Here is a 14,250-nt window from a genome sequence, read left to right as displayed (position 1 = left end):
TTATTAAAAAGTATTTTAAAACTAACCACCAACCAAAAATGAAAAAAACAATAACATTTCTGTTGCTATTGGCAATAGTTCAAATTCAAGCACAGGAATTTATGCCGCTTTGGACAAAAGGGAAAATGCCCAATTCCAAAGGACTGGTCGTAAAAGACAGCATCAATAATGAGCGGACAATGCAGGTGGGAATGCCGGGTATTCACGCTTTTTTTACCTCAATTCAAGAAAACAAAGGAGCAGCAGTTTTGATAATTCCGGGTGGAGGTTACCACCATTTGTCGTATAATATTAGTGGATTTCAATTGGCAAAATGGTTCAATACCATTGGAATAAATGCTTTCGTATTGACGCATCGATTGCCTATTTCAGCCGACCTCAAAGAAAGAGAGAAAGCACCGCTGCAAGATGCCGAAAGAGCGATGCGGATTATTCGCAAGAATGCAGCCTCCTGGAAAATTGACACGAATAAAATTGGTGTTATGGGTTGTTCCGCAGGCGGACATTTGGCGGCAAGTTTGGGAACAATCAAAGATGATTTTGCTGTGGTAGGCGATGAATTCGATACCTTTTCTTTTAAACCTGATTTTATGATATTAATCTCTCCTGTAATCGATATGGGGATTTTGGGACACAAGGCAAGCACGGAAAATTTGCTTGGTCCAAATCCATCTGCAAAATTACTCAAAAAATATTCGCTACAGTTTCAGGTAAGCGATTACACGCCGCCCACTTTTATGGCACACGCTTTCAACGATAAAGTGGTGCCTCCAAAAAACAGTTTATTGTTTTATGATGCTTTGTTGTCAAACAAAATTCCTTCGAGTTTACACATATTCAATCAAGGAGGTCACGCCATTGCATTGAGAAATAATCCTGGTTCGACGAATTTATGGACCAGTCTTTGTGAGCAATGGTTGATGGAAATTAATATCCTGAAAAACTAACACTTAAAAATTAACCACAAAAATCATTTAAAAATTTATGAAACATTTTTTAGCCTTATTTCTGTCATTAAGTTCACTCATGTTGTCAGCACAAACTATGGAGAACTTATTCGAATTAACCGTTGCCCAAGACGGTTCAGGTAATTTTAAAACCATACAAGAAGCCATAAATAATGTTAGAGATCACGCAGAAATTCGAGTAACAATTGCCATTAAACCAGGAATTTACAATGAAAAAGTAGTTATTCCTTTTTTTAAAAGGAACATAACCCTGAAAGGATTGGACAAAGAAAAAACCGTGATTTCATACAATGATTATTCTGGAAAACCTTTCAGGGGAATTGATATAACAGGAAACACAAAATACAGTACTTATACTTCTTATACTTTGTTGGTTCAAGGAAACGATTGTTCGGTAGAAAATTTGACTATCGAAAACACCGCTGGTAAAGTAGGTCAAGCCGTGGCATTGCATACCGAAGGCGACAGAGTGGTGGTAAAAAATTGCTCGATTTTGGGTAATCAAGACACCCTGTACTTGGCAAAAGGCGGAACGAGAAATTATTTCGAAAATTGTTATATCAACGGAACAACTGACTTCATTTTTGGGGCTGCAACAGTATATTTTTATAACTGCACTATCGAAAGTTTGACCAATTCGTATGTTACTGCTGCATCGACTACCCAGCAAGATGCTTATGGGTTTGTATTTGTGGATTGTAAACTTACGGCAAAGGATGACACTGTAAACAAAGTTTTTCTGGCAAGACCTTGGCGACCTTATGCGCAAACGGTATTCATCAATACGGAAATGGGAGCGCATATTCTGCCGGAAGGATGGAATCCATGGAAGGGAGACAAGAATTTTCCCGACAAGGAAAAAACGGTTTTTTATGCTGAATACGCCAGTAAAGGAGCGGGAGGACAAGATATTTCCAAAAGAGTTTCTTGGTCACACCAATTAAAAAAATCCGATCTTAAAAAATATGATTTGCTTAAAGTGTTGAACGGTTGGAATCCTAAAAATTAAAATAAATAGAATATGAACAAAGTATTTTTGAAGGAGTTGCTTTTGCTTCTTTTTTGTGTGATTGGAATGAGTGCCAAGGCCCAAACAAAACCTTATTCTTGGGATAATTTACCAGTTATTATTGAACCAGTTTTCAAAAAAGACACCATCAATATAATCCAATATGGAGCAAAACCTGACGGAGTTTCATTGAATACCAAGGCCATTAACGATGCGATTTCGGCTTGTAGTGCCAAAGGTGGCGGAGTCGTGTTGATTCCAAATGGATTCTGGTTGACTGGGCCAATAAAGTTGAAAAGTAATGTCAATTTGCATTTAAAGAAAAATGCACTTTTGTTGTTTTCCAAGAACTTCGACGATTATAAAATTATAGAAGGCAATTACGAGGGTGTTCCTTCGGCAAAGAATGAATCGCCAATTATGGGAACTAATTTGCAGAATATAGCCATTACCGGCAAAGGAACTATTGACGGCAATGGCGATGCTTGGCGAATGGTTGGAAAAAATAAATTGACGGAAGGGGAATGGAAAAATAAAGTAGCTTCTGGCGGAATCGTGAGTGAGGACCAAAAAATGTGGTTTCCTTCGGAAAAAACTAAAAAAGCGTATTATGAAAAACCTTCCACATTGTTGGGGCCAGGAGTAAAGTTGGAAGATTTTGAACCAATTAAAGATTTTTTAAGACCTAATTTAATTGTGCTTACGAGCTGTAAAAATGTACTGTTGGAAGGAGTAGTTTTTCAAAATTCTCCTGCTTGGAATGTGCATCCGTTGATGTGTGAAAATTTGACAATGAGGGATTTGTTTATCAAAAATCCTGATTATGCCCAAAACGGTGATGGCGCCGATATCGAGTCTTGCAAAAATGTATTGATGGAAAACTGTGTTTTTGACGTAGGAGATGATGCCATCTGCATCAAATCCGGAAAAGATGCAGAAGGCAGAAAAAGAGGAATGCCAACCGAAAACATGATTATTCGAAACAATACTGTTTACAACGGTCACGGAGGTTTTGTGATTGGTAGTGAAATGTCTGGCGGAGCAAGAAACATCTTTGTTTACGATTGTACTTTTAGAGGGACGGACAAAGGACTTCGTTTTAAAACGACAAGAGGCAGAGGTGGCGTTGTAGAAAACATCTTTATCAAAAACATCAATATGGTTGATATTGGTAGCGAAGCCATCTTCTTTGACATGTATTACTGGGTTAAATCTCCACAAGCAAATGAAGCAGTTGTAGTTCCTGCAGTTACCGAAGAAACGCCGGTGTTCAAGAATATATATATCCAAAATATTGTTTGTGATGGTGCCAAAAAAGGAGTTTTTGTTAGGGGTATTCCAGAAATGCCGGTCAATAATATTTATATGGAAAACCTTGTGCTTAACACGGATATAGGTGTTGAAATAAAAGACGCCAAAGGAATCTATTTGAAAAATTGTGATTTGAGAACCAAGCCTGGAAAAGAAATTGTCTATGTAGAAACCAGTCAGGACATTTCTTTTGATGCCATAAAATCCAATCAATCTGCCGGAACGATATTTAATATTAATGGTGAAAATTCGTCGAATATTTCTATCAAGAACTCCAGTTTTCCAGAAAGTTTGACAAAAGCTGTTTTTAATAATAAGGCAAATGCTAAATCTTTAAAATTTAATAAATAACGATGAAAAATTATAAAACGGCACTAATTGTTCTTTTCTCGATATTGATTTTAAGTGCTTTTAGTGCGAAATCCAAGGTGACCACAATTTACTTGATAGGAGATTCAACGGTTGCCGATTATTCATTGGAAGAAAATTATCAAACTAAAAGATTTCCTTTGGTAGGTTGGGGGCAGGTGTTTCAGCCATTTTTTCAAAAAGACAGTTTGAAGTTGGTCAGTACTATTTTGGGAAACGCCAAAGAAGTGAAAATCGACGACAGAGCCAAAGGCGGCAGAAGCACCAGAACCTTTTTTCAAGAAGGGCGTTGGGCTGAAGTTTATAAATCCTTGCAAAAAGGCGATGTCGTGATGATGCAATTCGGACATAATGATGGCTCGGTAGAAAAAACGGAGCGTTATGTTGATATTCAAGGCTATAAAGAATTCTTGCGACTATTTATCAATCAGACTCGTGAAAAAGGGGCTACTCCAATAGTGATGACCCCGGTTGCCAGAAACTATCCTTGGAAAGACGGCAAGTTGACCAATGTGCACGGAGAATATCCACAAACGGCAAAAGACGTTGCGAAAGAACTCAACGTGAAATTGATAGATTTGAATGAATTATCCATGACGTTTTTTACAAGTAAAGGGCAAGAGTATGTAACCAAAAATTATTTTATGACTTTCGAAGCTGGTTTGTATGAAGCTTATCCTAATGGGCAAACCGACAAAACACATTTTCAAACCGCAGGAGGAAAGGAAGTGGCAAGATTGGTTTTTAATGCAATGAAGAAATTATAAAAACCAGCTAATATGCAGCGACTTAACGTTTTTTTTATACTGATTTTGGTTTCTGTAATGGGTTTTGCACAGCAGCCAATACCAAGAGATACTTCCTTTACCGTTCGAGGTACTTTTGTCAAAGAAAAAAAACATAGGCCTTACATAGAAATTGCACGTCCAGAAATGAGCGAAGAAGTTGCTTTTCTAAAAGACCAAGTTTACAAAAAACGGGAAGAAAGAGAGTTGACGGTTGATGTTTATTATCCCAAAAAGAAAATAAAGGGGAATTATCCAGGCGTGATATTGATTCACGGTGGAGGTTGGAGATCGGGGGATAAATCCCAGACGGGTTCCATGGCAATTGCTTTGGCAAATTCGGGTTATGTGGCAGTTTGTGTGGAATATCGATTGTCGTTGGAAGCCAAATATCCAGAAGCTGTTTACGATATCAAATCGGCAATTCGATGGATGAGGGCCAATTCGAAAATGCTGAATCTCGACACTAAAAAAATCTCGACATTGGGAATGTCGGCAGGAGGACAATTGGCTACATTGGTTGGTTTTACCAACTTCAATAAAGAATATGAAGACACTGTAGGAAATCCTGAACAATCCAGCGCCATACAGGCGGTAGTAAATATCGATGGTACTTTGTCGTTTCATCATCGTGAATCCAAAGAAGGCACGGCGACTTCGTCTTGGTTAAACTGCACTTATGAAGAGAATCCGAAGATTTGGGAATCCGCTTCGCCTTTAGACCAGGTTTCAAAACACTCTCCTCCGATTGTATTTATCAACAGTTCCATTCCAAGATATCATGCCGGGAGAGACGACATGATTCAACAGTTAAATTCATTTCATGTTTATTCGGAAGTGCATACATTGGCCGATACACCACATCCTTTTTGGTTTTTCCATCCTTGGTTTACTCCAACGGTAAATCATGCAGTTGCTTTTCTGGATAAAATTTTCAAGAATTAGTTTGCGAAAAGTGCTGTTTTGTCAAATGGAATGAGTTTGACAGTATTCAAGTTTATTATTGCTTCAAAAATTACCGCTTCAATTTTGGTTTTGATGATTCATTGTATTGATTCATTCTTCAATTTTAAAAAAATGCTTTATACGTGCTTAATCGTTAAAGCAAAACTGTAAGAAATTACTTTTTTTGCCAAAAAAAACTTAATTTGAAGTGAATTTTAACACTTTTAAATAAATTGGATGACAGCTTATTCTAGTCAGAAATTCAAAGGATATTTTTAGTCTTTTTGAAAAATAAATATTTTAAATGATTTTTTTATAAATATTATTTTAAATAACTGTAAATCAATTAATTATACTTTTTATTTATAATATTCCATGATGAAATATTATATAATTATGATGAAAAAAAACAGTTTTTTCGGTTTGATTTTGAGAATTGGATTAGCTGTTTGTTTTTGCCTGAAATGAGATTAAAAAATCACTAATTAGGAGTTGTGTTATGATTTCATTGTATTTACGTCAACAAAACTTGTAAATGCAGGCTTAAAATTAATTATAATTAGTATTTCTGTTCTTTTTTTTGATAATTTTATTTTTAAGCTATTTTTTTGTTGATATGATTTATTTTTTGCTACTTTTATTTGATAAAAACACTGAAGCAGGACAGTGCAGGATAGTTTCGATTATTTGACCCAATAAATTTGGCTCAAATATTATAATTGTATTTTTTACATTTATTTAAAAAACAAAAACAAAGGAATGTTTTAAAAATAAATTTTATATTTTACTAACTAAACTAACTATTAATTTAACTAAAACACTTATGAAACAAACAATTAAACAGGTATGTGGTGTACTGTTATTTACTCTGTTGAGTTTGTCGGGCTTTGCCCAAAAAACTAATGGAGAAAAAGTAATTATCACGGGTATTGTAATTGATAACACCGGCTTGGGGTTGCCCGGTGCTAATGTTCTCGAAAAGGGGACGACTAATGGTGTCGTTACTGATGCAGACGGAAAGTACACTATATCAGTAAAAAAAGGGGCTATTCTTTCTTTTGCTTTTATAGGAATGGACAGAATGGAAAAAACAGTTGGAAATGAAGCAGTAATTAACGTTACGTTGAAAGAAGATTCAACAACTCTGGAAGAAGTTGTTGTTGTGGGATATGGTACACAGAAAAAATCTCATTTAACTGGAGCTACACAAACCTTGCCGGTGAAAGATATTGAAGATTTGCCGACAGGTAACATAGCGACTGCTTTAGTGGGTAGAGTTGTGGGTGTTGGTGTTTCTGGAGGTAATACCAGACCAGGAAAGCCGGCTGCGATAAATATACGTAGATCTGCCACTTTTTCAAAAGATGGAGGAACAACCAATCCTTTATATGTTATTGATGGAGTGTTGCAAGTATCGGGTGATGGTACAAACGATTCTACCTTGTTTGACAACTTGGATGCTTCCGAAGTGGAAAGTCTTACTTTCCTTAAAGATGGGGCGGCAGCAATTTATGGTGCAAGATCTGCAAATGGTGTGGTTATTGTAACCACAAAAAGAGGAAAAAAGGGGGCGACCAGATTTACTTATGCAGGTTCTTATGGTATTGAAGATGAGGCATATCGTACTAAAATGATGAATGCAGTCGAGTATGCTAATTATTACAACATCATGAATGGACCTAATGGGTATAATAGACCTGTTAATTCTCCCCAATATTTCTTTTCGCCAGATGAAATTGAATATTATAAAACATTGAAATATGATCAGATGGAAGATTACTGGCATGCTTCCAATAACCAAAAACATAGTTTAAATATTTCTGGTGGTACTGAAAAAGCAACTTTTTTTGCGGGAGCATCATACTATCAACAAGGGGGTAATTTAACTAATATTGATTATTCAAAATGGAATTTTAGATCGGGGGCTGATTTTAACATATCAAATGATTTCAAGGCGGGAATCCAAATTGGAGGTTATTATAATGATATTTCCAGTACCAACAGTAGAAATGGGGGTACCAATGAAGAAAATGATTACAGAAGATTGTTGAATGCTTCTCCAATTTTGCCAGAGTATATTCAAGGTATGGCGGTGCAGCGTTTAAATACATCTAACGAATCTCAATATCATTTTGGTGAAATCAACCGTTTGGGGAATGTTTCCACCAATAACGGAACCAATTTATCAGCCAATTTTTATGCTGAATATAAATTGCCTTTCGTAAAAGGCTTGTCTCTTAGAGCGTCGTATGCAAGAAATGTTTCGACCAATAGAGCGGATTATATTGGTACTAAATTTACAACTTATCAATTTGAGAATACACCAGGAGCTCCTGGAGCAGGAGCTAATGGGCATATCTATGATCCAAATGCAGCTTTAACATCATTTTCGAAAATTACAGCTAGAATTAATAATAATGGTAATAGAATAGGTTGGGGTAATACAAGGTCAGAATCGGAACAATCCAACTTTAACGTGAATTATAGCCGCGATTTTGGAAAACATAGTGTGTCAGGATTGTTTTCCATTGAAAGGGGAGAAGCGAAGAGTAATAAAGAAGAGTTTTATAAAGATGATCCGATAGCGACTACCAATGGACAATCGAGTACTGCATTTGGTGCCGTGGATGGTTCTACCTCGGGATCTGAATCAGGATCGCTGGGATATGTGGGTCGTGTGAATTATTCTTATGACAACAAGTATTTAGCAGAATTCTTGTACAGAAGTGATGCTTCAACCCGATTTTCACCAGAAAATTACTGGGGTAGTTTTTACTCCTTGTCTGCTGGATGGGTTATCTCGAAAGAGGATTTCTTCAAGTCAAGTGTAATTGATTATTTAAAAGTTAGATACTCTGTTGGTTTGTTGGGTGCTGATGATACCAAGGCTTGGCAATGGAGACAACGTTTTACCTATCAAATAGGACAAGGTATCGTCAATGGAAATGGAAATGGAACTACTGGATTGAAAATGGAGGTAACTCCTAATCCAGATGCTACTTGGTCCAGCGATTTGAAGACTAATTTTGGTGTGGATGCCAAATTCTTGGATAATAGATTGTCTTTGACTGCTGAATCATATTATAATGTTGGAACAGATTTGTTGATGAGTAAAACGGCCAATGTGCCATTTACGGTAGGGGGTTCAGTGGCATCTGAAAATTATGGAAGAAGAGATAATTTTGGGTATGAATTTTCTGTAGGTTGGGATGATACAGTTGGCAAGGATTTTAAATATGGTTTGAATGTCAATTTCGGTTGGGGTGATGACAGGATGGTTCAAGGTGATTTTAATCCGACTGAAATCATGAAACCTTGGGTTGCCCAACCAGGTCAGTCTACTGATAACGGAGTTTGGGGACATGAGTATGTAGGAATGTTGAAAACGCAAGCCGATATTGATGCTTATGTGGCCAAATACAAAATTATTAGTGTTATGCAAGTGTTGGCAAAAGATCTTAGACCAGGATCATTGTCTTATGCTGATATTCGTGGACCGTTGAATACCACTACAGGTGAATTTGCACCAGCTGATGGTATAGTGGATGATTGGGATCAAGTCCAATTGGCAAAAAGAGAAGCTACCAAGTATGGTATGGGAAGTACCTTGAAGTTGGGTTATAGAAATATCTCCTTGGTTGCAGTGGTAACGGCATCTTTTGGAGGTGGTTGGAACGAGGTGGATAGCCAGACTCGAAAAACAATGAGAACAGCTATTAACGACGCTATCGATAACAGACCTTCTATTTGGAGAGATATTTATGATCCAGTAACTAATCCTAATGGTACCATGCCAAATCCTTATAGTGAAGCCCTTAATATGGCGCCAACTTCAACATTTTGGCAACGTTCATCAACTAGTATTGAACTGCGAAATGTTAATTTAGGGTATGCTTTGCCTGAAAAATACACTAAAGCGTTGGGAATTAGTAGTTGTAGATTCAATCTTACGGCAATAAACCCGTTTATTTTGTATAATCCTTTTGATTATAAAAATCCAAATGGTGCTTATGATGTTTACCCTGCTTTGGCAACATATTCTTTGGGACTTAATCTATCTTTCTAATTAAGAACAAATTAAATTTAAGACGATGAAAAATATAAAAAATAAAATACTGGTTTGTATCGCATCAGCAATGATGCTAGGAAGTTGTAGTGATGAATTTCTTAAAGAAAAGGAAGATTTAACAGGGGTTAATGAGCAAGTGTACCAAGATCCAATTTTGGCAAAAGCATACGTGGATTATATCTACAGATTAATTCTGCCAGCCAATAATGCTTCTGTTTTTACTTGGGATTTGGCATGTAATTCAAATTCGGCTTTTGCTCAAACTACTGATGAATTAGGAGGAGAGACCAACTGGAATAAAGTATGGGCAGCACCGGGATCCAATACGGATGCCAATTGTTTGCCATATATAGGTGCTCCAGTTACTTCAAGTATTGCCAATAATACGTATACACGATTAAGACAAATTAATTTGTTTTTGGATAATATCGATAATTATGGAATGGCAGATGCCGACAAAAATCCATTGAAAGGAGAAATGTATTTTTGGAGAGCTTGGCAGTATTTTGATTTATTGCGTTTGTATGGTGGAGTGCCATTGGTGCTAAATGCCCAAACTTCCATAGGTTCAAGTGAGGGAGCAAATCAGGTGCCAAGAAGCTCGTCAGCTGAATGTCTTGAGCAGATTGTTGCTGACTTGGATAAAGCAAAAACGTTGTTGCCTGGAAAATGGCCTGCTGCAGATTGGAGTAGAATTACCAGCGGAGCAGCTGCGGCCATGAAAGGACGCGTGTTGTTGACATGGGCAAGTCCTTTGTTCAATCGTACGGATGATGTCACTCGTTGGCAACGTGCTTATGATGCCAATACCGAAGCAAAGACGATATTGGAAGCCAATGGTTCTGCATTATTTGCAACAGGTGGTTTCGCCAATGCAACCGCTTGGGGAAATATGTGGTTTGCTGAACCAACACCTTCTTCCGCCAACCCACAAGCGGTTAATCCAGAAGCAGTAATCGTTTACGGATTTAACAATACAACATCCTCAAACGTGTTGAGAAACAATGGTTGGGAAAAAGCGGCTCGTTCCAAAACTTTGGGAGGTTCTGGTGCAGTAGGAGCAACCAAGCAAATTATGGACGCGTTTCCCATGAAAGATGGTTTGGCACCGGGGGTATCAACAAAATACCCATATACTTTGCAAACATTTTATAAAAACAGGGATCCTAGATTCTACAAAACTTTTGTTTACAGCGGTGCAGCTTGGGCGTACTCTGAAGACACTAATTTCAAACAATTTACTTACTATTGGCACAAAACGGCTCCAGCCAATGCTGGTGTTTTGCCAACTGGTTTTACGGAAACTTTAGGAACTGTTAGTACAAATGTTTATGTTAGGAAAGCGGTAAATCCTAGTGCGAGCAATAATACTGCTTTTCAATATAGCGGAACGGATTACATGGAAATGCGTTTTGCGGAAGTATTGTTGAACTTGGCTGAATCAGCAATCGGAATTAATAAATTGACAGAAGGTAGAGATTTAATTGCCAAGGTTAGGGAAAGAGCTGGTATAGAAAGTGCAAATAATTTTGGTTTGTCTACCGCTGTAACCAGAGATCAATTGTTTGGAGCTGCCATCAACGAAAGAAAAGTAGAGTTTGCTTTTGAGAATAAGCGTTTCTGGGACTTGAGACGTTGGTTGCTTTACAATAATGATTTTGGGACTTGTACTCGTTTGGCACAAACTCCTATCGAGGGAATGAGAAGACAAGGTTTGTTCTTCACGGCTCAAAAAGTGGGTGGTGGAAATTATGTTGGTGCTAACGACCCGTTTATTCCAGTTAATGGTGTTGCTCCTGTTGCGGATAGAAATCCTGCGGTTTACCCTCCAGGAATTACAACTTACGATCAGTATGTAGATTATTTTTACACTAATTTTATCAAAGTTGAGGTTAAAGATAATAATGAACCAACTTCAACTTGGAAATTCAAATGGTACAACCAATATTATTTCTTTGGTATTCCAGCCAATGCCTTAAATACTAGTTCTTATCTAGGACAAACTTCAGGATGGTCAGGTGGTAAATCAATCTTTGATCCTCTTAAATAAAAATTATTAAATAAATATTAAAAACTATCAGCTGTATTTCATAAAGAATACAGCTGATTTAGTTAAGAAGCATTACTATAACAATAAATTAACATGAAAAAATCCGTTTTATTTATCTTGCCGCTACTGTTTTTGGGGAATTTAAAAGGTTTTGCCCAGTATCCAAAAATCAGTCCTGAAGTTGCAGCACAATCCAAGGCTTTTATGGATGAAGCCGATAAACTTTCAGACGAAGCTTGGGAAAAAGCAAACGTAATTATTGAACAAGAAGCCAAACAAGGAAAACCTTATATTCCCTGGGCATCTAGACCGAATGATTTGCCACAAGCATCCATTCCTGCTTTTCCGGGAGCCGAAGGAGGAGGAATGTACACTTTTGGAGGTCGTGGCGGAAATGTTTACACGGTAACAAGTTTGGAAGACAGGGGGCCTGGAACTTTGCGTGAAGCTTGCGAAAAAGGAGGAGCCAGAATTATCGTTTTCAATGTTTCGGGCATTATCAGGATAAAAACGCCTTTAATCATCCGTGCACCTTATATCACTATTGCGGGGCAAACCGCTCCTGGCGACGGTATTTGTGTGGCTGGAGAATCGGTGTGGATCAATACCCATGATGTTGTTATTAGACATATGCGTTTCCGCAGGGGAGAAACTTTTGTGGGTCGCAGAGATGATTCCATTGGAGGAAATCCTGTGGGGAACATTATTATAGACCACGTTTCGGCCACTTGGGGATTGGACGAAAACATGTCGATGTACAGACATATGTATAATGATGGTACTGGTAAACCAGAAGAAAAAAAAGGTACCGTGAATATTACCATTCAAAACAGTTTGTTTGGAGAAGCATTGGATACTTACAACCATGCTTTTGGTAGTACGTTGGGAGGAGAAAATTGTTCTTTTATGAGAAATATGTGGGCCAACAATGCTGGTAGAAATCCATCCATTGGCTGGAACGGTATTTTCAATTTTGTTAACAATGTTGTTTTTAACTGGTATAACAGGTCAACAGATGGTGGCGATTACACGGCCAACTACAATATCATCAACAATTTCTACAAACCAGGGCCTGTTACCAATTTGAAAGAACCTATTAGTTACAGAATCTTGAAACCGGAATCAGGACGTAGCAAATTGTCTTATATGGTATTTGGTAGAGCTTACGTAAATGGAAATGTTGTTAACAACAACGAAAAAGTGACGAAAGACAACTGGGATGGCGGTATTCAAATCGAAAACAAAAAAGGAGAATTAATGACTTATGATGAAGCCAAACCTTATTTCGATAAAATGAAAAGCGACAAACCGTTTCCAATGCCTTGGTTTAATAAAATTTTAAAAGCGGAAGAAGCTTATGATTTTGTACTTCAAAATGTGGGTGCAACTTTGCCAATAAGAGACAAGGTTGACGAAAGAATCGTTAGAACCGTAAAAACTGGAGTTCCTGAATATGCAAAAGGGTTGGAAGGAAAAAAATATTATCAGTTTGAGCACCGTCGTTTACCGGCTGATTCATACAAACAAGGGATCATAACAGATATTTCACAGGTGGGTGGATATCCAGAATACAAAGGAAAACCTTATGTAGATACGGACAAAGACGGTATGCCTGACAAATGGGAGAAAAAACACGGTCTAAATCCAAATGATCCATCCGATGCCAAAGGTGATTTAAACAACGATGGTTATTCCAATATCGAAGATTACATCAATGGTGTAAATCCTGGTGTAAAAGTAGATTGGAAAGATTTAGCCAACAATAAAGAAACTTTAACAAAACCTTTGTTGGATTAAGGTTTTAACCGCGAAGACACAAAGTAGCAAAGAAATAAGTATAACAATAATCAAGTCTCGGCTCCCTCTCCTTTGGAGAGGGCTGGGGTGAGGTTATATACTTTCAATTATAAAAATTTTCAAGATGAAGTCGATTACAAAAATAAGTATCATGTTCCTGCTGTTTGCCTTTTGCAAAGTTAACGCACAACAATATGCAGACCCAGAATATATAAAGGTTACCAATGAAAGAGCGACTAAAATTGTTGAGAAGCTAGCTTTGGGGAACAAAGAAAAAGAAAAGGCAGTAACCAATATCATTGCACAACAATTCCGTGATTTGAGTAAAATTCACGATAGGAGAGATGCTGAAATCAAAAAAGTAAAAGAAGACGCTAGTTTGTCCAAAGAAAAACAAAACGAGAAGGCTGATAAGTTGAAAGCAGATGCCGATAAGTCAATTGATAAATTGCACCAAGCCTATTTGAAAAAATTAGGAACTCAATTAAACGAAGATAAAATTATCGAAGTAAAAGACGGAATGACTTATGGAGTTCTGCCAATTACCGTTGCCGGTTATAATGATATGCTGCCCAATTTAACCGAAGCGCAAAAAAAATATATCTACGATGCTTTGGTCGAAGCCAGAGAACACGCAATGGACGGTGGTTCATCCAAAGAAAAACACGCTTGGTTCGGAAAATACAAAGGAAGAATCAATAATTATTTGTCTAAGGAAGGTTATGACTTAAACAAAGAAAGTGCCGATTGGCATAAACGTGTTGAAGAACGCGAAAAAGCTAAATCAGGTAAATAATAGTATTTACTATTTGATTTTGTCGCAATAAGATACTCCGTCTCTTCGAGTGATTTTGAATAGAAATGCGACAGCTTTACTATTCAAAATTGTATCGAGAAGTAAAGATGGTTAGGGTTCTCAATACATTATTATTAAAAAAGCAATCGCA

9 protein-coding genes are annotated in these 14,250 nt (G+C 37.2%); all 9 read left to right on the top strand.

Annotated features, from left to right (window positions below):
* Positions 1 to 38 precede the first annotated feature (38 nt).
* The 9 genes from BUC16_RS01005 (at position 39) to BUC16_RS00965 (ending at position 14,099) form a co-directional block, all read left to right on the top strand.
* Positions 39 to 947, top strand: a complete 909-nt coding sequence (locus tag BUC16_RS01005) for an alpha/beta hydrolase (protein ID WP_073367266.1) — start codon at positions 39 to 41, stop codon at positions 945 to 947.
* A gap of 37 nt (positions 948 to 984) precedes the next feature.
* Positions 985 to 1,977: a pectinesterase family protein gene (locus tag BUC16_RS01000; protein ID WP_073367264.1), complete on the top strand. Its 993-nt coding sequence runs from the start codon at positions 985 to 987 to the stop codon at positions 1,975 to 1,977.
* Positions 1,978 to 1,989: 12 nt separating this feature from the next.
* Positions 1,990 to 3,639, top strand: coding sequence for a glycoside hydrolase family 28 protein (locus tag BUC16_RS00995; protein ID WP_073367262.1), 1,650 nt, complete (start codon positions 1,990 to 1,992; stop codon positions 3,637 to 3,639).
* Between the two features lie 2 nt (positions 3,640 to 3,641).
* Positions 3,642 to 4,424 (top strand): rhamnogalacturonan acetylesterase, encoded by a 783-nt coding sequence (locus BUC16_RS00990; RefSeq protein ID WP_073367261.1) that lies wholly within the window; start codon positions 3,642 to 3,644, stop codon positions 4,422 to 4,424.
* Between the two features lie 12 nt (positions 4,425 to 4,436).
* Positions 4,437 to 5,387: an alpha/beta hydrolase gene (locus tag BUC16_RS00985; protein WP_073367259.1), complete on the top strand. Its 951-nt coding sequence runs from the start codon at positions 4,437 to 4,439 to the stop codon at positions 5,385 to 5,387.
* An 823-nt stretch (positions 5,388 to 6,210) separates the two neighbouring features.
* Positions 6,211 to 9,453, top strand: a complete 3,243-nt coding sequence (locus tag BUC16_RS00980) for a SusC/RagA family TonB-linked outer membrane protein (RefSeq protein WP_084546067.1) — start codon at positions 6,211 to 6,213, stop codon at positions 9,451 to 9,453.
* Between the two features lie 25 nt (positions 9,454 to 9,478).
* Positions 9,479 to 11,506 (top strand): RagB/SusD family nutrient uptake outer membrane protein, encoded by a 2,028-nt coding sequence (locus tag BUC16_RS00975; RefSeq protein WP_073367256.1) that lies wholly within the window; start codon positions 9,479 to 9,481, stop codon positions 11,504 to 11,506.
* Positions 11,507 to 11,599: 93 nt separating this feature from the next.
* On the top strand, positions 11,600 to 13,303 hold the full coding sequence (locus tag BUC16_RS00970; protein ID WP_073367254.1) for a polysaccharide lyase: 1,704 nt from the start codon (positions 11,600 to 11,602) through the stop codon (positions 13,301 to 13,303).
* Between the two features lie 124 nt (positions 13,304 to 13,427).
* Positions 13,428 to 14,099 carry a DUF3826 domain-containing protein gene (locus tag BUC16_RS00965; RefSeq protein ID WP_244534316.1) on the top strand — a complete coding sequence of 224 codons (672 nt, stop codon included), beginning with the start codon at positions 13,428 to 13,430 and terminating at the stop codon, positions 14,097 to 14,099.
* Positions 14,100 to 14,250 lie beyond the last annotated feature (151 nt).

Origin of the sequence: Flavobacterium fluvii (genome assembly GCF_900129545.1) — a bacterium.
Classification (GTDB): domain Bacteria; phylum Bacteroidota; class Bacteroidia; order Flavobacteriales; family Flavobacteriaceae; genus Flavobacterium; species Flavobacterium fluvii.
Note: the sequence above shows the minus strand (reverse complement) of the source record. Positions and strands in the feature narration are given on the sequence as shown.

What these genes read in the sequence shown, in the direction of transcription:
- BUC16_RS01000 (WP_073367264.1), top strand. Translation starts at nt 985, where the DNA reads ATGAAACATTTTTTAGCCTTATTTCTGTCATTAAGTTCACTCATGTTG.
- BUC16_RS00980 (WP_084546067.1), top strand. Translation starts at nt 6,211, where the DNA reads ATGAAACAAACAATTAAACAGGTATGTGGTGTACTGTTATTTACTCTG.
- BUC16_RS00985 (WP_073367259.1), top strand. Translation starts at nt 4,437, where the DNA reads ATGCAGCGACTTAACGTTTTTTTTATACTGATTTTGGTTTCTGTAATG.
- BUC16_RS00975 (WP_073367256.1), top strand. Translation starts at nt 9,479, where the DNA reads ATGAAAAATATAAAAAATAAAATACTGGTTTGTATCGCATCAGCAATG.
- BUC16_RS00995 (WP_073367262.1), top strand. Translation starts at nt 1,990, where the DNA reads ATGAACAAAGTATTTTTGAAGGAGTTGCTTTTGCTTCTTTTTTGTGTG.
- BUC16_RS00970 (WP_073367254.1), top strand. Translation starts at nt 11,600, where the DNA reads ATGAAAAAATCCGTTTTATTTATCTTGCCGCTACTGTTTTTGGGGAAT.
- BUC16_RS00990 (WP_073367261.1), top strand. Translation starts at nt 3,642, where the DNA reads ATGAAAAATTATAAAACGGCACTAATTGTTCTTTTCTCGATATTGATT.
- BUC16_RS01005 (WP_073367266.1), top strand. Translation starts at nt 39, where the DNA reads ATGAAAAAAACAATAACATTTCTGTTGCTATTGGCAATAGTTCAAATT.
- BUC16_RS00965 (WP_244534316.1), top strand. Translation starts at nt 13,428, where the DNA reads ATGAAGTCGATTACAAAAATAAGTATCATGTTCCTGCTGTTTGCCTTT.